Annotated in this window: 21 protein-coding genes and 1 pseudogene; 10 read left to right on the top strand and 12 right to left on the bottom strand. The window is 71.7% G+C overall.

All coding sequences use genetic code 11. The annotated features are described in order from the left end of the window. Positions 1–78: 78 nt before the first annotated feature. A complete protein-coding gene (locus SCAB_RS20895; RefSeq protein ID WP_013002068.1) occupies positions 79–816 on the bottom strand; it encodes a hypothetical protein in 738 nt (245 codons plus the stop codon). Between the two features lie 219 nt (positions 817–1,035). On the opposite strand from SCAB_RS20895, the gene SCAB_RS20890 reads away from it, so the two are divergent. After that, positions 1,036–3,963 (top strand): SpoIIE family protein phosphatase, encoded by a 2,928-nt coding sequence (locus SCAB_RS20890; protein ID WP_013002067.1) that lies wholly within the window; start codon positions 1,036–1,038, stop codon positions 3,961–3,963. A 15-nt stretch (positions 3,964–3,978) separates the two neighbouring features. Here the strand turns inward: SCAB_RS20890 and SCAB_RS20885 are convergent, their stop codons facing one another. The 3 genes from SCAB_RS20885 to SCAB_RS20875 all read right to left on the bottom strand — a co-directional run bounded on the left by SCAB_RS20885 (position 3,979) and on the right by SCAB_RS20875 (position 7,238). After that, entirely contained in the window at positions 3,979–4,347 is a 369-nt protein-coding gene (locus SCAB_RS20885) for a hypothetical protein (protein WP_013002066.1), read from the bottom strand. A gap of 58 nt (positions 4,348–4,405) precedes the next feature. Beyond that, positions 4,406–5,443: an ArsR/SmtB family transcription factor gene (locus SCAB_RS20880; RefSeq protein ID WP_013002065.1), complete on the bottom strand. Its 1,038-nt coding sequence runs from the start codon at positions 5,441–5,443 to the stop codon at positions 4,406–4,408. 139 nt (positions 5,444–5,582) lie between these two features. Continuing rightward, positions 5,583–7,238 carry an alpha/beta hydrolase gene (locus tag SCAB_RS20875; protein ID WP_013002064.1) on the bottom strand — a complete coding sequence of 552 codons (1,656 nt, stop codon included), beginning with the start codon at positions 7,236–7,238 and terminating at the stop codon, positions 5,583–5,585. Between the two features lie 250 nt (positions 7,239–7,488). On the opposite strand from SCAB_RS20875, the gene SCAB_RS20870 reads away from it, so the two are divergent. Next, positions 7,489–7,992: a hypothetical protein gene (locus tag SCAB_RS20870; RefSeq protein ID WP_013002063.1), complete on the top strand. Its 504-nt coding sequence runs from the start codon at positions 7,489–7,491 to the stop codon at positions 7,990–7,992. Positions 7,993–8,108: 116 nt separating this feature from the next. Beyond that, on the top strand, positions 8,109–8,582 hold the full coding sequence (locus SCAB_RS20865) for a carboxymuconolactone decarboxylase family protein (protein ID WP_013002062.1): 474 nt from the start codon (positions 8,109–8,111) through the stop codon (positions 8,580–8,582). 19 nt (positions 8,583–8,601) lie between these two features. On the opposite strand, the gene SCAB_RS20860 is transcribed toward SCAB_RS20865, so the two are convergent. Both SCAB_RS20860 and SCAB_RS20855 read right to left on the bottom strand, forming a co-directional pair. Further along, positions 8,602–8,952 (bottom strand): hypothetical protein, encoded by a 351-nt coding sequence (locus SCAB_RS20860; RefSeq protein WP_041669438.1) that lies wholly within the window; start codon positions 8,950–8,952, stop codon positions 8,602–8,604. Positions 8,953–9,044: 92 nt separating this feature from the next. Continuing rightward, complete coding sequence (locus SCAB_RS20855) at positions 9,045–9,338, bottom strand: GntR family transcriptional regulator (RefSeq protein ID WP_063649846.1); 294 nt, start codon at positions 9,336–9,338, stop codon at positions 9,045–9,047. Positions 9,339–9,509: 171 nt separating this feature from the next. Between SCAB_RS20855 and SCAB_RS20850 the strand changes: the two genes are divergently transcribed. The 3 genes from SCAB_RS20850 to SCAB_RS20840 are packed head-to-tail and all read left to right on the top strand — an operon-like array spanning position 9,510 to position 10,681. Further along, positions 9,510–9,866, top strand: a complete 357-nt coding sequence (locus SCAB_RS20850) for a hypothetical protein (RefSeq protein ID WP_013002059.1) — start codon at positions 9,510–9,512, stop codon at positions 9,864–9,866. Beyond that, a complete protein-coding gene (locus SCAB_RS20845) occupies positions 9,866–10,147 on the top strand; it encodes a hypothetical protein (protein ID WP_013002058.1) in 282 nt (93 codons plus the stop codon). Before SCAB_RS20850 ends, SCAB_RS20845 begins: the two co-directional genes overlap by 1 nt. An 18-nt stretch (positions 10,148–10,165) precedes the next feature. Then, positions 10,166–10,681, top strand: coding sequence for a MarR family winged helix-turn-helix transcriptional regulator (locus SCAB_RS20840; protein ID WP_037723224.1), 516 nt, complete (start codon positions 10,166–10,168; stop codon positions 10,679–10,681). A gap of 83 nt (positions 10,682–10,764) precedes the next feature. On the opposite strand, the gene SCAB_RS20835 is transcribed toward SCAB_RS20840, so the two are convergent. From SCAB_RS20835 to SCAB_RS20820, 4 genes are all read right to left on the bottom strand, one after another. Continuing rightward, positions 10,765–11,190 carry a PPOX class F420-dependent oxidoreductase gene (locus tag SCAB_RS20835; RefSeq protein WP_013002056.1) on the bottom strand — a complete coding sequence of 142 codons (426 nt, stop codon included), beginning with the start codon at positions 11,188–11,190 and terminating at the stop codon, positions 10,765–10,767. Positions 11,191–11,268: 78 nt separating this feature from the next. Then, positions 11,269–11,664 carry a nuclear transport factor 2 family protein gene (locus SCAB_RS20830; RefSeq protein ID WP_013002055.1) on the bottom strand — a complete coding sequence of 132 codons (396 nt, stop codon included), beginning with the start codon at positions 11,662–11,664 and terminating at the stop codon, positions 11,269–11,271. 37 nt (positions 11,665–11,701) lie between these two features. Beyond that, positions 11,702–12,484, bottom strand: a complete 783-nt coding sequence (locus SCAB_RS20825) for an MBL fold metallo-hydrolase (RefSeq protein ID WP_013002054.1) — start codon at positions 12,482–12,484, stop codon at positions 11,702–11,704. A gap of 55 nt (positions 12,485–12,539) precedes the next feature. Continuing rightward, entirely contained in the window at positions 12,540–12,920 is a 381-nt protein-coding gene (locus SCAB_RS20820) for a VOC family protein (protein WP_037723223.1), read from the bottom strand. 293 nt (positions 12,921–13,213) lie between these two features. Between SCAB_RS20820 and SCAB_RS20815 the strand changes: the two genes are divergently transcribed. Then, the gene (locus SCAB_RS20815; RefSeq protein ID WP_013002052.1) at positions 13,214–14,095 is read left to right on the top strand and encodes an SPL family radical SAM protein; all 882 of its coding nucleotides are present in this window, start codon (positions 13,214–13,216) and stop codon (positions 14,093–14,095) included. A 43-nt stretch (positions 14,096–14,138) separates the two neighbouring features. Here the strand turns inward: SCAB_RS20815 and SCAB_RS20810 are convergent, their stop codons facing one another. Continuing rightward, positions 14,139–14,474, bottom strand: coding sequence for a winged helix-turn-helix transcriptional regulator (locus tag SCAB_RS20810; protein ID WP_013002051.1), 336 nt, complete (start codon positions 14,472–14,474; stop codon positions 14,139–14,141). A 64-nt stretch (positions 14,475–14,538) separates the two neighbouring features. Here SCAB_RS20810 and SCAB_RS45105 point away from each other — a divergent pair. Continuing rightward, a pseudogene (locus SCAB_RS45105) lies at positions 14,539–14,778 on the top strand (NAD(P)H-binding protein); the annotation flags it as partial. Between the two features lie 22 nt (positions 14,779–14,800). Here SCAB_RS45105 and SCAB_RS20805 read toward each other — a convergent pair. After that, positions 14,801–17,125: an MMPL family transporter gene (locus tag SCAB_RS20805; RefSeq protein WP_013002050.1), complete on the bottom strand. Its 2,325-nt coding sequence runs from the start codon at positions 17,123–17,125 to the stop codon at positions 14,801–14,803. 175 nt (positions 17,126–17,300) lie between these two features. Between SCAB_RS20805 and SCAB_RS20800 the strand changes: the two genes are divergently transcribed. Both SCAB_RS20800 and SCAB_RS20795 read left to right on the top strand, forming a co-directional pair. Continuing rightward, entirely contained in the window at positions 17,301–18,473 is a 1,173-nt protein-coding gene (locus tag SCAB_RS20800) for a sensor histidine kinase (protein WP_013002049.1), read from the top strand. Beyond that, on the top strand, positions 18,448–19,110 hold the full coding sequence (locus SCAB_RS20795; protein WP_013002048.1) for a response regulator: 663 nt from the start codon (positions 18,448–18,450) through the stop codon (positions 19,108–19,110). The genes SCAB_RS20800 and SCAB_RS20795 overlap by 26 nt, the downstream gene beginning before the upstream one ends. The last annotated feature ends 61 nt before the right edge of the window (positions 19,111–19,171 follow it).

Genomic DNA, 19,171 nt, shown 5'->3' with positions numbered 1-19,171 from the left:
GACCACGCCGAGTCGGTGCTGTCGTCGGAGGGGACGACCACAGCCGCCGGAAGGTTGTGTTCCGGCGGCGCCCGCCGCCTAAGTCCGCGCCACCGGGGAGCCGTTGCGTTCCGGATGGCGGCGGACCGCCGGGGCGGGCGAGGGGACCTTGTGGAGGAGGGGCGCGGCGGTGGGGCGCCCGGTGCCGGGCGGACGGCTCACGTACTGGCTGTGCAGACTGTCGTCGATCCGCCAGAGAATGCCCGTGGTGCGGCCCGTGGGCGCCGCCGGGTCGAGTTTGGCGGTGAACGAGGCCAGCCGGTCGTAGAGCGTCCTGGCGCGGGCCCCGGTGGCGGTGAGGTCCGAGGCCGTGGCCGCGCGCAGGGCGTCGAGGACCAGCACCAGGTTGTGGCCGGAGAGCTGGACGTCCTGCATCCCGCCCTCCGCCTTGGTGATCCGGCCCGGCGGCAGGTTGGGGTCGGTGCCGAGGCGGGCCGCCCCGGTCGCGGTCGGCCCGACGCGGTCGTACGGGTCGCGCGTGCTCTGCGTCCAGCCGGGCTCCCAGGCGCCGAACGCCGTGCGGGCCAGGAAGGTCCAGGTGTCCTCGTGGCAGCGCAGGGTGAGGTACGAGACGCCGGCCGCCTGCCGGAGCGTGGCGTTGTGCTGTTCCAGGGCGACCCGGTTCGCGGCGAGGGCGGCCCGCAGGACCACCCGGTCCTCCTCCCGCCAGCGCCGCTCCTGCTCACCGCGCTGCGCCCGCAGCTCCCGTTCGAGCTGCTGGTTCCGCGCGTACTGCTCGACGAACGTCGTGACCAACGTCTTCAATGCCTTGAACATGCCGCCTGCTGAGGTCGGGCCGGAGATCCGGGTGACGCCACATCCTGTGTCGCAGCGGCCAACGACCGTCGGCGGACCATGGTCACGCCCGGCGGCGGGCCGACCCGTCAACTCGCCCCACCACACGCTCTGTTGACGCGCGGCCCGGACCGGGGGAGCCGTTGTGGAATTCCTGTGGCGGGCTGCCCTACGTGCGGGTAGAGCACTAGGGTCTGCCGTATGAACGCACGGCTGGCCCTGCTCAGCACGGTGGACCCCGGTGTCGCGGAGAGCGAGGTCTTCCGGCTGGCGCTCCAGCACGCGGTCGGGGAACTAGACGCGCTCGGGGGCATGGTCCATCTGCGGGGGCCGATGTCGGCCCTGCGTCTGGTGTCGGCCTGCGGCCTGCCGCCCGCGCTCACCCGCCCCTGGGAGATCATCGACCAGGAGGGCCCGCTGCCCCCGGCCCGCGCGCTGCACCAGGGCGGCGGAGTGTGGTCGCCGCTGGGTTCCACGGCCCCCGCCTGGCCCGGCACCGGTCTCGCCGCGTTACCCGTCTCGGGCTGTGACCGCACCATAGGCGCGCTCACCGTCCTGACCGGTGACCGGGGCGAACCCACCGGTCTGGAATGGGACTTCCTGCGGGCGGTCGTCGACTGGACCGAGGACCGCATGGCCCAGGCGCCCCCGCCGACGGGCCCCGCGCAGCCCGAGCCGGGCGCCGACCGGCTGCGGCAGGCGCTCAAGGAGGTCAGCCTCGGCTCCTGGGACTGGGACATCCGTACCGGCGACCTGATCTGGGACGAGGCGGCCCTGGAGCTCTACGGCACCAGGCCGGCCGAGTTCACCGGCCAGATAGAGAACTGGATGCGGATCGTCCACCCGGACGACCTCGCCCCGACCCTCGCCGCGGCGGAACGGGCGATCCGCGAACACGGCGTCTACGAGGCGGAGTACCGCGTACGACGCCTCGACGGCACCTGGGGCTGGACGCGGGCCCGCGGCCGGGCGACCTACGACGAGCACGGGCGGCCGCACCGGATGATCGGCGTCGGCTGGGAGAGCGACGAGTCGCGGTCCGCGCGGGACGCGCTCGACCGGGCCCTGCGGCACATGAGCGACGGCTTCCTGGCCGTCGACGACGACTGGCGGATCACCTTCGCCAACCTGGAGGCGGAACGCACCCTCGGCCTCTCCGCGGCGGAACTGTGCGGGCGGCTGCTGTGGGACCTGCCCTCCGTGCGCGAGACCCCCTGCCTGGAGAGCCGCTGCCGGGAGGCCGCCGCCGAGGAGAAGCCCGCCGGGTTCGACGTCCACGTACCCGACACCGGGCTCGTCCACCATGTGCGGCTGGTCCCCGGCCCCGACGGCCGCACCATCTACTTCAGCGACGTCACCGAGAAGCGACGGCACGAGGAGGAGCGCCGCGAGACCGAGCGCGCCGCCGCCGAACGGGCCCACCGCATCGCCGCGTTGACCACCGCTCTCGCCAAGGCGACCACCTCGCAGGACGTCGTCGACGCGGTCGCGCTCCGGGTCCTGCCGCCGTTCGCCGCGGCCGGCCTGCTCGTCCAGACCGTGGAGAACGGCCGCCTGCACAACGTGGGTGCCGTCGGCTACACGGACGACTTCATCCACCTCGTCGACCGCCGCCCCAGAACGCCGTTCGGGCCGGTCTGGGACGCCATCGACACCGGCACCCCGGTCTTCATCTCCTCACCGCGGGAGTTCGCCGAGTACGTCCCCCAGTACGCCGACCTGCCCGCCCGCTCGGGCAAACAGGCGTGGGCCTTCCTGCCGTTGACCGCCTCCGACCACACCTTCGGCATCTGCGTCGTCTCCTTCGACCGGCCGCGTCGCCTCACCGACGAGGAACGCACCCTGCTGACCGCGATCAGCGCGCTCCTCGCCCAGGCCCTGGAACGCGCCCGCCTCTACGACCTCGAACACACCCGGTCCCGCGAACTCCAGCGCGCCCTGCTCCCCCAGGACCTGCCGGCCCTCGCCGCCTGCGAGTCGGCCGCCCGCTACCTGCCGGCCGGGCAGGGCATGGATGTGGGCGGCGACTGGTACGACGTCATCCCGCTCTCCAGCGGCCAGGTCGCCCTCGTCGTCGGCGACGTCATGGGTCACGGCCTGTCCGAGGCCGCCACCATGGGCCGCCTGCGCACGGCCGTGCACACGCTCGCCGACCTCGAACTGCCCCCCGACGAGATCATGAGCCACCTCAACGACATCGTCGGCACCATGGGCGAGGAGTCGTACGTCACCTGCCTGTACGCCCTCTACGACTCCACCACCCAGGTCTGCTCGATGGTCCGCGCCGGGCATCCGCCGCCGGCGCTGGTGTGCCCGGACGGGACCGTGCGCTTCCCGGAGTGGGCCGCCGACCCGCCGCTCGGCGCGGCCGAACCGCCGTTCGAGACGGTGGAGTTGAGCGTGCCCGAGGGCAGCCTGCTCGTGCTCTACACCGACGGCCTGGTCGAGTCGGCGAAACGCGGCATCGACGAGGGCATGGCCGACCTGGCCGGTCTGCTGCGCACCGCCCACGAGGACGGCACCGCCGCCGACCTGGAACGCCTCTGCGACACCCTCACGCACGGCCTGCTGCCCGCCGAGCACGCGGCGGCGGACGACGCGGCCCTTCTCGTCGCCCGCCTGCACGCCCTGACCGGCGACCGGATGGCCTCCTGGTCCCTGCTGGACGACCCCAGGGCCGCGGGGCAGGCCCGTCGCCACGTCCGCGACCAGCTCGCGGCCTGGGGCCTGGACGACCTGGCCCCGACCACCGAACTCCTCGCCAGCGAACTCGTCGGCAACGTCGTACGCCACGCCAAGGGCCCCGTCCGGCTGCGCCTGCTGCACGGCTCCGCGCTGGTCTGCGAGGTCTTCGACGGCAGTCTCACCATGCCCCGCATCCGCAGGGCCGGCGACACCGACGAGGGCGGCCGGGGCCTGCAGCTGATCACCGCGCTCTCCCAGCGCTGGGGCACCCGGTACACGCCCACCGGCAAGTGCATCTGGACCGAACAGTCCCTCACCGGCCCCGACCGAGCCTCACCGCCCGCCTCGCCGGAGGGGCCGCCGCTGGTCCCGGAGGACTTCGACGGCGACCTGGACACGCTGTCCTTCGGGGACCTGGACCTCGGCCCGGACCACGCCCGGTAGCCGCCGGGCGTGACCTCAGGGGCAGGAGGGGGAGGCCACCGGCAGCGAGTCGGTCTCGCTGTAGATGTCCGTGTCCTTCATCCAGCCCCAGGCGCCGTTGTCGGCCTCGGTCCACACCCAGCGGGTGGGGTGCGGCCCTCCCACGTGGGCTCCGGCGTCGTAACGGCACTTGAACCAGCTGGGGTTGCTGTGCATGTACCCCACCACCTGGAACGTGTACGGGTCCCGGTAGACGGGCGCCCCGGACACGTTGTTGCACCACCAGTTGCCGCCGCTCTGCCAGCAGGGGTTCGCGGCGGACGCGGTGGGCGCGGTGAGGAGGGCGGCGCCGGTGGCGAGCACCGTGCCGGCCAGCACGACGCCGAGTCGATTCGCGATGCGCATGATGTCCTGTCCCTGGTTCAGCGGTCACGGAGGACCCGACGGTCCCGTCTCCCCATGGTCAGGGTCGGCTCCCGGCCCGCACCACGGCTTTCGAACCTGGTCGAATGCCGCAGGCCGGGCCGCCTTCGAGGAGGTCGGAGCCCAGGGCGGTGAGGGTGTGCAGGACGATACCGCCGAGCCGCCGGCTGGTGAGGAGCCCGGACTCCCGGAGCACGGCCACATGGTGGCTGACGGTCGCCGGGCTGAGCCCGACGCGGGCCGCCACCTCGCTCGTGGTGCGGCCGTCGGCCACCTCCTCCAGGACGGCGGCCCGGGCCCGGCCGAGCAGCGCGGCGAGGGCCTGGTGCGTGCCGGCGGCGGCGGGCGGCGGGGGCGCCAGCCAGCGGGGGTCGTGGGCCACGGGGTGGACGAGCACCGGGGGCAGGGAGCCGTCCTTCAGCACGATCGGGCCGGGCCAGCAGAAGAAGGACGGGATGATCCGCAGGCCCCGCCCGTCGAGGTGGAGGTCGCCGCGCAGATGGGAGCCGGCGATGTGCAGGACCGGCGCCGACCAGCGCACGCTGGGGTGCAGCCCCTGCGCCAGCCCCGAGAAACCGGACCGCAGCAGTGCCCTGGCCGCGGCGGAACGGGCCTCGTCGAAGCGGGCGCGGACCTGGGTCCAGTACGGGGCGACGAACCGTTCGTGATGACGGCGGACCAGGCCGCCGAGCCCGCGCAGTGCCTGGGTGTCGCCGTCGGCGAGCGGCCGCGACCAGCCCGGCAGCGACCGGGGGAGGGACAGCTCCGTGAGGTCGGTCCGCAGCCGGGCCCGGGGCGTGGCGAGCAGTGCGTCCAGGCCCGCCTCGAAGCCGCCGACGGCGCCGGACGGGGTCAGGAAGTCCGCCGAGTAGCCGCGTGGCGGGGCGAGCCGGCGCAGCCGGGACAGCTCGGGGTCGAAGGGGCCGCGGGAGGCCCGGCGCCAGCGGCCGAACACCAGGGGGCCGTCCCGGTTCTGCAGCAGATGCAGGCTGAGCAGCCCCTCCCACAGCGGGTCGGGCTCCTCCGCGAGGACCACCCGGGCCAGGTCGTCGTACGTGAAATGGATGCGCAGCGCCATCGGGCCGGCTCCCCCCAGATCTGGATGTGCCGCGGACGTGCGAGACCCCGGGGCGCGCGCCGTGGAGGGACGGGCGCCCCGGGGCCGGGGCCGGCCGGTCGGATCACCGGCCGGCCGGGTCGTCGAACGGGCCGGCCGGTCAGCCGACCTTGCCGAGGCTGTCGACGCGCTCGTTGACGCCGTTGCGGAGTTCGCCGAGCGTCGTGCCGGGCGGGGCCGTCTTCGGGGTGGAGGACGGCGGCTGGGTCTCGTCCGCGCAGGTGGTGCCGCGGGCCGGGACCTTCAGGTCGACGAGGTAGTCGATCACCGCGTCGGTCGCGCAGGCGCTGCGGCCGAACGCCGTGTGGCCCTCGGCCTCGAACGTCACGAGCGCGGCGTTGTCGAGCTGGTGCGACAGCGCGACGGCGTGCTCGTAGGGGGTGTCGGGGTCACCGGTGGTGCCGAGGACCAGGATCGGTGCCGAGCCCTTGGCGCGGAAGGAGCCGTCGTAGCGGCTGGGCGTCTCGGCGGGCCACTGGACGCACGCGGTGGCGTGCTGGTGGTCGTAGGTCGGCGGACCGAACGCCATGGCCGGGCCCAGCAGCGGCGCCGCCGCCGCGTTGGACTCGACGTTCCACTCCAGCTTGTGCAGGCTCTTGGGGTAGTCCTTGTCGACGCACTCGACGACCACGTTCGGGCCGAGGAAGTCGAAGCTGGCCGGGGACGGCGGACGCAGCAGGAACGAGGTGTTGTCCCGCGCCTGCGCCTTCTTCAGCGCCGCGCCGAGCGAGGGCCAGATGACCTTGCCCTCGTTGATGTTGAACATCAGCCGGTAGACGAGGGTGTAGCCGTTGGCCCTGCCGCCGCTCGCGGTGGTCACCGGGTTGGCGTCGAGGTCCTTCTTCAGCTGCTCGAACGCGCCGCGCGGGTCGCCGTCGCCGAAGCCGCAGACGGGCTGGTCGGAGGCGCACCAGTCGAGGAAGCGGCTCATCGAGCCGTCCAGCGCCAGGTACTGGTCGCGGTCGTAGGCGTAGGGCCGGTAGGCGTACTTGTACGGGTCGTACGCGCCGTCGAGCGTCAGCGCCCGCACCCGCTTCGGGAACATGGCGGCGTAGACGGTGCCGATGTACGAGCCGAACGAGCGGCCGTAGTACGTCAGTTGCTCCTCGCCGAGCGCCTGGCGCAGCAGGTCGATGTCGCGGGCGACGTACTCGGTGCCGACGTACGGCAGCAGCGAGCCCGAGTTGGTCTGGCAGGCCGCGTCGAACTCGGCGGCCTCGGTCAGTGCGGGACCGAACGCGTCCGGGCCGGGGACGCCCTTGGCGTCGGTGACGGCCTTGGTGTAGCGGGCGTCGTCGAAGCAGGTGAGCGCCGAGCTGCGGCCGACACCGCGGACGTCGTAGCCGAAGACGTCGAACGACTCGCGCAGCTTGGCCGGCAGGCCGGCGTAGTTGTTGCGGACGTAGTCCACGCCGGAGTTGCCAGGACCGCCGGGCTGCATGAACAGCGTGCCCTTGCGCTTGGTCTGGTCGGCGGCCTTCTTGCGGACCACCGCGAGGGTGATCTTGGTGCCCTGCGGCTGCCGGTAGTCCAGCGGCACGTCCGCGTTGGCGCACTCGAAGCCGCCCTGGCAGTCGGACCAGGCCAGCGTGGGGACGGGCGGCGGGGTGTAGGCCGACTGCGGCTTCTGCGCGGTGTCCTGCGCGGCCATCGCCTGGGTCGCCGTCCCCGTGCCGGCGAGGACGAGGGCGGTCAGCGCGGCGCCGACGATTCTGAGACGTGAGAAACGTCTGGGTGCATGGTGAAACGTGGTCATGGGCGTGTTCCCCCTGAGCGGTAGAGACCCCTGAGAACCCACTGGTCAATGTGAGTTCGGAGAATGTCTAGCTGAAGAGACGGTAAAAAGGCCAGAGCGGTGCCGTCATGGCCGACTTTCCACTCAATCTCTCCACTACCCCACGGTAGTTACCGTTCGCGGCCATCCCTTCGTAACCTGGGCGCGACCCCGGCCGGCTTCCCGTACGGGCCCTGCCGGCACCCCCCACCAGCACGAAGGATCCACGCACGTGTCATCCAGCACCAGTCGTCCCAGGATCGCCCTGCTCGCCGTGGCCGTGGCCACCGCCGGTCTCGCCCTCGCGGGCCCCGCCGCGGCGGCCGCGCCGCGGGCCGCCTCCACCGTGGCCACGTCCCCGCAGGCGTCCGCCATACCCGTCGGCTTCGCCGACCTCGCCACCGTCCCGCTCACCGCCGACGGCCGGAGTCACGAGGTCACCCTGGCCTACCGCAACGACTCGGGCGCGGCCCGGACCGTCGCCCCGCAACTCCTGCTGGAGTCCCCGGACTCCGGCCCGTTCCTCGACCCGGCGGACGTCGAGGTCGAGCACCGCACCGCCGGAGGCTGCTGGGAGACCGTGGCCCTCGGCAGCCAGACCGGCACCCTCTTCACCGACCTGAGCGCCGCGCGGCGCACCCTGCGGGCCGGCGCGACCCTCGCGGAGCTCTACCGCGTCACCGTCACCGACCCGGCGGCCGTGGGCACGGTCCACCCGAGGATCGCCCTCTACTGACCGCCGGGCAGCCGCGAGAAGGCGCGTGACGGGGGTCACATCCCGTCATGTCACATCGGACCCGGTCCGGCCCGTCCTCGTGTCGTCACCGCATACGACGGCACGAGGAGCCCGCCATGGAAGCACGTCTGAACCTGCTCGCCAGCCCTGTCGCAGGAAAGCTCGTCAAGCACCTCGTCGCGGCGAGCAAGGCCGTCGACGAGACGGGGCTGCCGGTCACCACCCAGGAGCTGGTGAGGATCCGCGCCAGCCAGATCAACGGCTGCGGATACTGCCTCGACATGCACACCAAGGAGGCCGCGCACGCCGGGGAGACCGCCCAGCGGCTGCACCTGGTCGCCACCTGGCGGGAGGCCACGGTCTTCACCGAGGCCGAGCGTGCCGCGCTGGAGCTGGCCGAGGAGGGCACCCGCATCGCCGACGCGGCCGGCGGCGTCCCCGACGAGGTCTGGGAGAACGCGGCCAAGCACTTCGAGGAGGACCAGCTCATCGCCCTGGTGGCGCTCATCGCCCTCATCAACACCTTCAACCGGCTGAACGTCATGCTGCGCCAGCCGGCGGGCGACTACCAGGTCGGCATGTTCGGCTGACCCGGCGGGGGCGGCCGCGTCACGTCCCGTCGCGCTGGGCGAACTGCAGGGAGAGGGCCTGCAGGACGTCCGCGGCGGTGGTGTCGGTCCGCCCCTCGTCGTGCACCTCGGCGAGGTGCACGAAGGCGTAGGAGAAACAGTTGACGAGGCCCACGATCGCGGGCCCCAGGGCGTCGGTGATGATGCCGGTCGCCTCCTGGGCGCTCGCGTCGGCGGGCAGCCTGATCACGGGCAGGGTCTCCGTGAGCAACGCGGAGACGGCGCCCGTCAGCGCCACCTCGTCCCCGGGATGCTCACGGACCTGCCGCCGCATCTCGATCGCCTCGGTGAGGATGCCCACGACTCGCCGCATGATCTCGGATTGCTCCACGGGGGGAGCCTTGCCCAACTCGCCCCTGAGTAACCGACCTGGGGCGGACCCGCACCGGGTCCGCCCTTTCGACATGCCTGCGCACGGCCCTTTCAGGCGTTCGGTTCGCCTTCTTCGGCGGAGTCGTCGGCCGACTGCTCGGCCTGTACGAACGTGCCCTTGATGGGGACCGTGATGACAAGTCCTTGATCGCGGAGTTCGCGGACGGCTCGCCGAATCGTGTTGACGGCGACGCCGTACTGATCGGCGAGATCGCGCTCGGCGGCAAGGCGTGCCCCCACGGGCAGGCGGCCCGTGCGGATTTGCTCGGCGATGTGGTGCACCACCTGGAGATACACGTAGACGTGGCTCGTCGGGTCGGGGCTCCACTCGCGCTCGTTAGCCATGGCTGCACGCTAAGGCGACTGGTAGCAGCGCACCACATGAGGCAACGTCCGCATGCAACCTCATGCTTCAGGTTGCTACCTATTGCTTCCTAAGGCAAAGTGGTCACGAGAGACCCCGGCGAGGTGTGGAGACCTCCCGGGGCACGGCCCACGCTTACAAGGAGCGTCGACATGACCGACCTTATCCCCCGCGCCCTGCAATGGCTGCGCATCCTTTTCTCCCCGGGCACCGGAAAGCGGCGCCTCATCCGCCATCGCCCGTACCTCTGCCTGCACTTGACCGCCGTACGCCACTCCTCCGCCTTCGCCTCGGCGCCCGCGTCTTCCGGTCTCCCGCGTCACCGTTCCCCGTACGGCCTCCACGCCCCCATCGACGGCGCGGCCTCGCCCCTCGTCCGCCCCTACCTCGCCGTCCACGAAGACGAGGCCGCTCTCCAGCAGCGCCGCCGTCTCGCGCTCGTCCTGGCTGCAGACTTCGGGGTGGACCTCGACCAGCACTTGGTCGGAGTGCAGAAGGTGGCGGTCTGATGGAACACCTCAACGGCACACCCGTACCCGCACCCGGCCGCGGGCCCGTAACCGGCCGTGCGTCCGCGCCCCGGCTTCTGCCCTGGCCGTCCCCGGAGGGCAAACCCTCCTACCTGGTGACGGACCACCACGGCGGCTATCTCTCCCGCCTCGCCGACGACGTGGAGGCCACCCAGCTCGCCACCGGCACCGACGTACTCGGCCTCGCCCGCACGGTGCTGGACGACCCCACCTCGCCGTACACCACCGGTGACCTACAATTAATTGTCTATGGAAGATAATTCGTTGGAAGATGAGTGATGGCTGACGCTGACCTGAAGCTGCTGTACCGGGAGCTGGTCTCGCTGGAGATCGAGTTGTGGGGCGGCATCGAGGAGCGGTTGCGGGCGGAGTACGACCTGGCGCTGACCTCGTTCGAGGTGCTGCACCTGTTGTCGAGGCGGCCTGGGCGGCGGATCCAGGACATCGCGGAGGAGTTCTCGATCACGGTGGGCGGCACGAGCAAGGTCGTCGACCGTCTGGAGGCGGCGGGGCTGTGTGGCCGGAAGGCCAATCCGAACGACCGCCGTTCCTCGATCGTCGAGCTCACCGCTGAGGGGCGGAAGCTGGTGGACGGGGCGCTGAAGGTCTTCGAGGAGGAGCTGGAACTGCGGATCGGGTCGGTGATTCCCGAGGAGTCGGTACGCGAGGTGACCGCGGTCCTCAGCACTCTGCGGGCGGCCGGACGTGCTCTGGACGCGGAACGCAAGGCCGCGGGTCAGACGCCGGTTCCGGCGATGAGGGCCCCGAAGCAGCCCGGCCGGTCGGCCTCGTGAGCCGGAGCGTCTCGGGCACGCCACTGGGCGGCCTGCGGGACGGATGACCATGCTCACCTGTTCCGCAGGCCGCCCAGTGGCGTTCAGTCGGCGATGCCGTTGAAGGCGATGACTTTGTCGATGTGGGCGCGGACGAGGAGATTGCCAGGTCCGCCGTTGCGGGCGGCGTACTCCTGGGTGCGGTCTTTGCCCATGTAGCGGGCGCCGAGGAGGCCGCCCCAGTGCAGCATCTCGTCGGGGAGCGTGGAGGTCTCGGCGTGTCCTTGGAGGATGACGAACGCGTAGGGGGGTTGGTCGTCGTCGACGCAGAGGGCGAAGCGCCCGTCGCGGGCGAGGTTGCGGCCCTTGACGCCGTCCTTCTCGGTCGTGAGCACGATGTCGTCGCCGTCGAGAAGGAACCAGACCGGTGTGACGTGCGGGCTGCCGTCGGCCCGGACGGTCGACAGCCTGCCGGTGCGGGTGCCGTGGGTGACGAATGCCCGCCACTGCTCGTCGGTCATCCTGCGCATGCGATGCCTCTCGCTCTGGTGGGGGCCGTTCGTCGTGCCCTGCGGCCGGCCCGGCCGCAGGGCACGGGCGGAGTGAGGTCAGCGTCCCCAGAAGGCGTCCTCGGCGTTCTGGTCGCCGGAGAAGAGCCACATCTCGGTGATCTTGCCGTTCTGGATGCGCAGGAGATCCACGCCGTCCATGGCCATGGACGTGTCGCCGCGGCGGCCCGTGAAGTGGATGGTGGCGGCTACCAGGTCACCGTTGCCCGACAGGGAGTGGATCTTGTCGATGGCGAAGGTGCCCTGGCTGGCCTCCATCATGCCGCCGAGCATCTGGAAGACGGCCCCCTGCCCCTTGTGCTCGCCGGAGAACTGGTTGGCGCCGGGCTGGTGCCAGACGATCGCCTCGTCGAGGAGTTCGCCGAGGGCGGCCATGTCGCCGGTCTGCACGGCCTGGAAGTAGGTGCGGGCGATGTCGATGTTCGTGCTGGTCATGGTGTGTTCTCCAGAGGTTGTCGTGCGGGGGTGGCGGCTAGCGGGCGAAGTCGAGGCATCCGGCCAGGCCGGCATCGGCGAACGCGGTTTCGATCTCTTTTCGGCCTTCGGTGAAGTGGGCCCAGCTGTCGAAGTGGGCGGGGACGACCCGGCGGGCGCCGAGCGTCTTCGCGGCCTCGGCACCCTGGACGCTGTCGAGGGTGAGCAGGGCGCCGTCGAAGGCGAAGGGCATACGGGCTCCGCCGAGGAAGAGGATCGCGGTGTCGACGGGAGCGAACCTCTCGGCGATCTCCTCGACGTGTTCCAGGGCGGCGTTGTCGCCGCTGACGTAGACCGGAGGCAGGTCGTCGCTGGTGAGCATGAAGCCGATGACGTCACCGGTGATCGGTTCACAGCCGACGGGGCCGTGCCGGGCGGGCACGCCGGTGACGGTCACGGTGGCGCCGTCGGGCCGCCGTAGCTCGGCCGTCCGCCAGGGGGCCAGCCCGTGAGCGTTACCTCCCAGGCGACCGGCGCCACTTTCCGTGGTGAAGACGACGGGGACCTCGGACAGGAAGGTGCGGCCGGTGTGGTCGAGGTTGTCGTCGTGCTCGTCGTGGGAGAGCAGGACGGCGTCGACGCTGCCCAGGTCGGCGGCGGTTACGGGCGCAGGGGCGGTCTTGACGAGCTTGTGGTCGCCGGGGAGCGGCATGGGGTAGTCGCCGGGTGGGTCGAAGGTGGGATCGGTGACGAACCTGAGCCCGCCGTATTCGATCACGGTGGTCGGCCCGCCGTGGACACGGACGGGGATCTGTTCGCCGGTGGCGCTGGCGCCGGGCATCGGGAAACCTCCGGGTGGAGTACGGGCAGGGCAGGACATGGTCCTGGGGAACCGGTCAGCGGGCGGGTGCGGAGAACACGCCGAAGTGGTTGCCGGCCGTGTCCCGCAGCCGGGCGAAGGTGAAGCCCGCGGAGTCGGAGACCGGTGCCATGAGCACCTCGGCGCCCAGTCGCTCGGCGCGGGCGACGGTGGCGGCGACGTCCTGGACGACGACGTAGAAGACCGCGTAGTCGGGAAAGCCGCCTTCCGAGTCCCAGACTCCACCCGCCGGCTGCTGGGCGCCCGGCGTCATCACCGAGTGGTAGGTGACGCCCGGGGTGTTGGTGTTGAGGACGTACTTCCAGTCGAAGAGCTCGCCGTAGAACTCCTTGACCTTCTCCGGCTGGTTGGTGCCGAACTCGAACCAGGCGACCGAGTTGATGGCGGGAACGGTCATGACACTCACTCCTCACCCCATACCCGGGGGCGCAGAAACTCTCTGAGATGAATTGGACTCGATGGGTGACGGCGGCTCTGCGGCTGCGACTCGGCGAGCCGACCCGCAGGAAGCGTGACCGCGAGCCTTGATCAGCTGTCGCCCAGCCAACCATTTATATTCTGTGGAATCAACTTCCTGAGATTATTGTTCCATGGGTGTGGGTCCGGCGGCGTCCCGCCGACCGTCCCGCTGACAGCTCAGGAGCCTGGCCGCCCAGGAGGCGACGGTGAACGGCAGGAAGGAAGTCGGCCATGGAACCGGTCGAGATCGAGGCGAAGACTCTGATCCAGAAGTCGAAGACCCCGTCGAACGACTACGTCATCAACCCCTACACCGGATGCGTGCTGGGCTGCGCCTACTGCTTCGCCTCCTTCGCGGGGCGGCAGTTCGGCCGGTCCGTCAAGGAGTGGGGTGACTACCTGTACGTGAAGAAGAACGCGGTCGAGCTCGCCCGCACAGAGCTGGCGAAGATGCCACAGGACAAGCGGCAGGGCACCATGCTGCTCAGCTCGGTCACCGACCCCTACCAGGGCCACGAGACGCAGTACCGGCTCACCCGCGGCATCCTGCGCGAACTGCAAGCGGTCGGGTACCCGGGCCTGGTGCGCATCCTGACCAAGTCACCCGTCGTCACCCGCGACATCGACCTGCTCACCGGCCTGCCGCGCGCCGAGGTCGGCATGACGGTGACCACCAGCGACGACAAGGTCAGCCGATGGCTGGAGGTCCGCGCCCCGCTCGCCTCCCGCCGCCTGCGCACCCTCGCCGAACTCAACGAGGCCGGCATCCCCACCTACGCCTTCGTCGGCCCGCTCCTGCCCCACTTCGCCACCCAGCCCGAACTCCTCGACGACCTCTTCGGGCAGCTCGTCGAAGCCGGGGTGGGCGAGGTGTTCATGGAGCACATCAACCTCAAGCGGTACATCCGCGAGCGCATGGACCAGGTCCTTGCCGACGAGCCCGAAGAGGTCCGCGAGGCGTACCTCCGGGCGCGGACCAAGGAGCACCGCAAACAGCTCGACGCGATCGTGGCCGAGCTGCTGGACAGGCACGGACTGCGACTGCGCTTCGAAGAGGTCGTCCACCACGACGACAATGACGCCCTGCGGGCAAGGCTCTCATCCTCGGCGTGACCATGACCATGGCCGTCACCAAGGTCGCTAGGCCAGGCGTACGTCAGGCGGTGACGCCGGACTCGGGATCCGGCACCGCCATGGCCCACGTCCCCATGGCCTCCAGGACCTCGCGCAAGCCCTCGCCGAGAGGAGTCAGCGCGTACTCGACGCGCGGTGGGATCTCCGCGTACGTCGTGCGGGTGACGATGCCGTGCCGCTCGAACTGACGCAGTCGACTTGTCAGAGTGTGCGGACTGATGCCGGGCAGAGCCTCGCGCAGCTGGTTGAACCGGTGCGGGCCGTGGAGCAGCTCGCGCACGATCAAAGTGGCCCACGGGCCGTTGAGCAGCGTGAGGAACCGGGCGACACCGCACTCAGGCAGACAGGGATCAGTCACAATTTCGACCGTACCCCATTAGTGCAGTTGATGTAACTGGTGCATTGCATGCACTAATGGCGTCATGACCTACGTGATTCATGGCGCCACCGGCGCCCAGGGCGCCCCCGTAGTCGCCGCTCTCGCCGCCGCGGGCAAGACAGTGACAGCCCTGACCCGCAACCCCGACGCCGTCGTGCCCGGCGCGCAGCACGTCCTGGCCGCCGACTACTCCTCCGCCGCCGACCTGACCGACGCCTACCGAGGCGCCGAGGGAGTCTTCATCCACTTGCCGGTAGCTTCGGAGAAGGACCGCCAGACCTACGCGCACAACATCCTCACCGCCGTCAGCGAGGCCCGGCCGGGCCGCGTCGTGTTCGTCCACCAGCGGCTTCCCCATCGATTCCGCTATCGGCGGTGCCGCCGCGGCCCTGGCCGGCCTCACCCGTGGCTTCCGCGTCGGTGCCGCCGGTGTCGGCGGTGCCGACCGGGCCGCGGGGAAGCATCCGGTCCAGCCACTTCGGCAGCCACCAGTTGGCCCGGCCGAGGAGTGTCATGGTCGCCGGTACCAGCACCATGCGGACGACCGTGGCGTCGATGAGGATCGCGGTGGCCAGGCCGAGCCCGAACATCTTGGTGGAGGGGTCGTCGGCGACGGCGAAGGACAGGAAGACCGCCACCATGATGAGGGCGGCCGAGGTGATGATCCGGGCGGTGCGCGAGACGCCCTCGACGATGGCCGTGCCGTTGTCGCCGGTGCGCAGGTACTCCTCGCGTACGCGGGAGAGGAGGAACACCTCGTAGTCCATCGACAGGCCGAACAGGATGGCGAAGAGGAACATGGGGATGAACGACACGATCGGAACCGTCGCTTCCAGCCCGATGAGTGCGCCTCCCCAGCCCCACTGGAAGACCGCGACCATGACGCCGTAGGCCGCGCCGATGCTCAGCAGGTTCAGCAGGACCGCCTTGAGCGGTACGAGCACCGAGCGGAAGACCAGCATCAGCAGCAGGAACGACATCGCCAGCACGGCGGCGACGAACGCCGGCAGTCGCTCGCTGGTGCGTTGCCCCACGTCGGACAGGCTCGCGGCGGCGCCGCCGACGTGGGCCCTGGCCGGGCCGTGCCCGATCGCCGTGGGCAGCACGTCGGTGCGCAGCCGGGCGATGGTGTCGGCCGTGGCCTCGTCCTGAGGGCCGGTGGCCGGGAACACCACGAGGGTCGCGATGCCGGTGGCCCGGTCGACGTGCGCCGGCGCGACGGACGCGATGCCCGGATCCGCCGCGACCGCCCCGACGAGTCGGTCCAGCACTCCCGGATCACCGGCGGGGTCCGCGGCGACGACGAGGGGACCGTTGGTGCCCGGGCCGAACCCCTCGGCGACGAGGTCGTAGGCCCGGCGCTCGGTACGGCCGGGGGGAAGTGAGCCGTCGTCGGGCAGGCCGACGCGCAGGCCGAGCACGGGCAGCGTCGCGGTCAGCAGCAACCCCGCCGCGCCGACCGCGTACGGCACCGGATGCCGGCCGACGTGCCCGATCCAGCGACGCCAGCCGACGGCAGGAGCGGCGCCCGCCGCTACGTCCCGCCGCCGCCCGGCCCGAAGCGCCCGGCCGATCCGGCCGGCCCGGGCCAGGCGCGGGCCCGCCGCGCCGAGGAAGGCCGGCAGCAGCGTCACCGACGCGAGCACCATGATCAGGACGACGATCGAGACGGCGACCCCGCCCACCGTCATGAACGGCACGTTCGCGACCGCCAGGCCGAGGATCGACACGACGACGGTGCCGCCGGCGAAGACCACCGGCCGCCCCGCCGTCGCCACCGCCCGTCCGGCCGCCGTCCGCGGATCGACCCCGCCCGCGAGGTACTCCCGGTGCCTGGCGAGCACGAACAGCGCGTAGTCGATGCCCACTCCGAGCCCGACCATGCTGCCCAGGACCGGGGCGAAGGTCGGGACGTCCGTGACCCCCGCCAGGAGCGTCATCGTGGCGACCCCGACGGTCAGTCCGAAGACCGCCATGCCGATCGGCAGCGCGGCGGCGACGAGCGAGCCGAACGCCAGGAACAGGATCGCGGCCGCGGCGAGGAGGCCGATCAGCTCGCTCGCGCCGCCGTCGGGGTCGGAGAAGGCGTAGAAGAGGTTCCCGCCCATCTCGATGCGCAGGGGCAGTTCGGCGCGCAGCCGGTCGCCGAGACCGACGAGGGCGTCGAGGTCTTCGGCCGAGAGCCGGCTCTGGTCGGGGTACTGCACCCGGACGACCGCGATCCGCCCGTCGGCCGAGACGAGGCCGCCGCGCACGGCGGCGTCCCCGCGTGCGTCGAGTGCCCCCGCCGGGTCGCTCGTGCCGAGCACGTGCGGCAGCCGCTCCACCTCGGCCCGCAGCCGCGTGAGAGCGGTGCGCGCGCCGCCCCGGTCGAAGAACGTCGCAGCGCCGTCGCGGGGCGTGACGACCACTTGGGCGGTCATCCCCTCCTGGCCGGTGCGGGCCCGCCCGATCAGTTCCGCGGCTTTCTGCGAGTCCAGTCCCGGAGCGGTCATCGAGTCCGCGGTCCGCCCGCCGAAGGCGACGGCGGCGAGGACGGCGAGCGTGGTGGCGACCAGCCATGCCGCGATCACCCGCCAGGGATGGCGGGCGGCGCCTGCGCCCAGGCGCAACAGGGCTTTCGAGAGCATCGGGTCCTCCAACCACCTCGTCGGCCGTCCTTGTACGGCCGCCGATGCCGAGACTCGTCGCCACGGCGCTCCGCGGCATCGGCCCGCGGGCCGCGGATCCGTCGGCCCCGGGGCGGAGCGACAACCCGTCCTTTCGGCCGATGCGCGGCCCGCCGCGGTCCCTAGGCTGAGAACCGTGCTCCGAGACGACCTGCGAACCCTGTGGACCGAACCCCGGCCGCCCGACGCGCCCGCACGGGTGCGGCGGGACTGGGCGCTGCTCGCCGCGGGCCTCGCCGGTGTGGCGCTGGAGGCCACCCTGCGCGAGGACGTCGTGTGGCGGCCGGTGGCGGTGGTGTTCGCCGTATGGCTGTGGCTGCTGCCCCTGTGGCGCCGTACCCGCCCGCTGGCGACGGTGACGCTGGCGTTCGGCTCGGTGGCCCTGCTCCAGGTGGTCTGGCTCGTCGCCGGACCGCGCGAGCCCGTCGGCCTGTACACGGGCACGGTCGTGCTCGTGCTGGTGTACGCGCTGCCCCGGTGGGGATCGGGACGCGAGACCGTGCTGGGCGGCGCGGTGATCCTCGCGGTCGGCACGCTGTGTGTCGTCGCGGACGGGACCCCGGTCGTCGAGAAGGTCGTGGGCCTCGTCTTCCTGCTGCTGCCCGGGGTGGTCGGGGCTGCCGTGCGGTTCCGGGTGACCGCTCGCGAGCGGCAGGTGGAGCAGGTGCGCTCCCGCGAGCGCGAGCAGCTCGCCCGGGAACTGCACGACACGGTGGCCCACCACGTGTCGGCCATGGTGATCATCGCTCAGGCGGGCCGGGTGCTCGCGGGCACCGACCCGTCCGCCGCCGTCGAGGCGTTGGAGGGGGTCGAGGAGGAAGGGGCGCGCACGCTGGAGGAGATGCGTGCCATGGTCGCCGCGCTGCGCGACCGCGAGGTGGGCGCCGAGCTGGCGCCGCCCGCCGGAGTCGCGGATCTGGAGCGCCTGGTGCGTACCCCGGGTGGTCGCCTCAGGGTCGACCTGGGGCTCGACGGCGAACTGGACGCGCTGTCCCCCACCGTGGACGCTGCCGTCTACCGGATCGTGCAGGAGTCGGTGACCAACGCGCTGCGCCATGCGGTCGACGCGACCGACCTCGTCGTCCGGGTCGCCGCGGAACGGCACACGGTACGGGTGAGCGTGCGCGACAACGGCCGCCGCACCGGCCGGGGTCGCGACGGATACGGACTGACCGGACTGCGCGAGCGCGCGACCCTGCTCGGCGGCACACTACGAGCCGGCCCGGGTACCGACCGGGGCTGGCATGTCGAAGCCGAACTGCCGAGAGCGAGGAGCGAGAGCGGTGTCCATTCGCGTCCTCGTCGCTGACGACCAGACGATCATCCGCACCGGGTTGCGGATCATGCTGAACGCCCAGCCCGGCATCGAGGTGGTCGGCGAGGCCGCCGACGGGCGGGAGGCGGTGCGCCTGGCCCGCGAACTACGCCCCGACGTCTGCCTGTTCGACATCCGCATGCCCGTACTCGACGGGCTCGAGGCCACCCGGCTGGTCGCCGGCCCGGACGTCGCCGACCCGCTGGCCGTGGTCGTCATCACCACGTTCGACCTCGACGAGTACGTCTACGGCGCACTGCGTGCCGGCGCCCGCGGATTCCTTCTCAAGGACACGGGACCGGACCTTCTGGCGCAGGCCGTACGGTCGGCGTCCGAGGGTGAGGCGCTCATCGCGCCCAGCGTCACCGTCCGCCTGCTCCAGGCCTTCGCGGACGTGCCCGCCGGCCGGCCCGTGGCCCAGCCCGTCTCCCCCGTCACCGCCCGCGAGGAGCAGGTGCTCCTCTCCGTCGCCCGCGGGCTGACCAACACCGAGATCGCCGACGCGCTGCACATCAGCCTCAGCACGGTGAAGACGCACCTGGCCAGCCTGATGGCCAAGCTCGGCGCCCGCAACCGGGTCGAGATCGCGATGTGGGCCTACGAAACGCGCCGTATCCTCCCCTCCACCTGAGCCGGGGTGCCGGGCCGTGTCCCCCGAGTCCCGGCCCGGACACCGGTTCACCGGTCGGCTC

It is taken from the genome of Streptomyces scabiei 87.22 (assembly GCF_000091305.1).
Taxonomy (GTDB): domain Bacteria; phylum Actinomycetota; class Actinomycetes; order Streptomycetales; family Streptomycetaceae; genus Streptomyces; species Streptomyces scabiei.
The sequence above is the reverse complement of the archived record's forward strand: the minus strand, read 5'-3'. Positions and strand labels throughout refer to the sequence as shown.

What these genes read in the sequence shown, in the direction of transcription:
- SCAB_RS20820 (WP_037723223.1), bottom strand. Translation starts at nt 12,920, where the DNA reads ATGACCGTTCCCGCCATCAACTCGGTCGCCTGGTTCGAGTTCGGCACC.
- SCAB_RS20885 (WP_013002066.1), bottom strand. Translation starts at nt 4,347, where the DNA reads ATGCGCATCGCGAATCGACTCGGCGTCGTGCTGGCCGGCACGGTGCTC.
- SCAB_RS20835 (WP_013002056.1), bottom strand. Translation starts at nt 11,190, where the DNA reads ATGCGCAGGATGACCGACGAGCAGTGGCGGGCATTCGTCACCCACGGC.
- SCAB_RS20850 (WP_013002059.1), top strand. Translation starts at nt 9,510, where the DNA reads ATGACCGACCTTATCCCCCGCGCCCTGCAATGGCTGCGCATCCTTTTC.
- SCAB_RS20855 (WP_063649846.1), bottom strand. Translation starts at nt 9,338, where the DNA reads ATGGCTAACGAGCGCGAGTGGAGCCCCGACCCGACGAGCCACGTCTAC.
- SCAB_RS20875 (WP_013002064.1), bottom strand. Translation starts at nt 7,238, where the DNA reads ATGACCACGTTTCACCATGCACCCAGACGTTTCTCACGTCTCAGAATC.
- SCAB_RS20825 (WP_013002054.1), bottom strand. Translation starts at nt 12,484, where the DNA reads ATGCCCGGCGCCAGCGCCACCGGCGAACAGATCCCCGTCCGTGTCCAC.
- SCAB_RS20865 (WP_013002062.1), top strand. Translation starts at nt 8,109, where the DNA reads ATGGAAGCACGTCTGAACCTGCTCGCCAGCCCTGTCGCAGGAAAGCTC.
- SCAB_RS20845 (WP_013002058.1), top strand. Translation starts at nt 9,866, where the DNA reads ATGGAACACCTCAACGGCACACCCGTACCCGCACCCGGCCGCGGGCCC.
- SCAB_RS20895 (WP_013002068.1), bottom strand. Translation starts at nt 816, where the DNA reads ATGTTCAAGGCATTGAAGACGTTGGTCACGACGTTCGTCGAGCAGTAC.
- SCAB_RS20815 (WP_013002052.1), top strand. Translation starts at nt 13,214, where the DNA reads ATGGAACCGGTCGAGATCGAGGCGAAGACTCTGATCCAGAAGTCGAAG.
- SCAB_RS20880 (WP_013002065.1), bottom strand. Translation starts at nt 5,443, where the DNA reads ATGGCGCTGCGCATCCATTTCACGTACGACGACCTGGCCCGGGTGGTC.
- SCAB_RS20805 (WP_013002050.1), bottom strand. Translation starts at nt 17,125, where the DNA reads ATGCTCTCGAAAGCCCTGTTGCGCCTGGGCGCAGGCGCCGCCCGCCAT.
- SCAB_RS20890 (WP_013002067.1), top strand. Translation starts at nt 1,036, where the DNA reads ATGAACGCACGGCTGGCCCTGCTCAGCACGGTGGACCCCGGTGTCGCG.
- SCAB_RS20840 (WP_037723224.1), top strand. Translation starts at nt 10,166, where the DNA reads ATGGCTGACGCTGACCTGAAGCTGCTGTACCGGGAGCTGGTCTCGCTG.
- SCAB_RS20830 (WP_013002055.1), bottom strand. Translation starts at nt 11,664, where the DNA reads ATGACCAGCACGAACATCGACATCGCCCGCACCTACTTCCAGGCCGTG.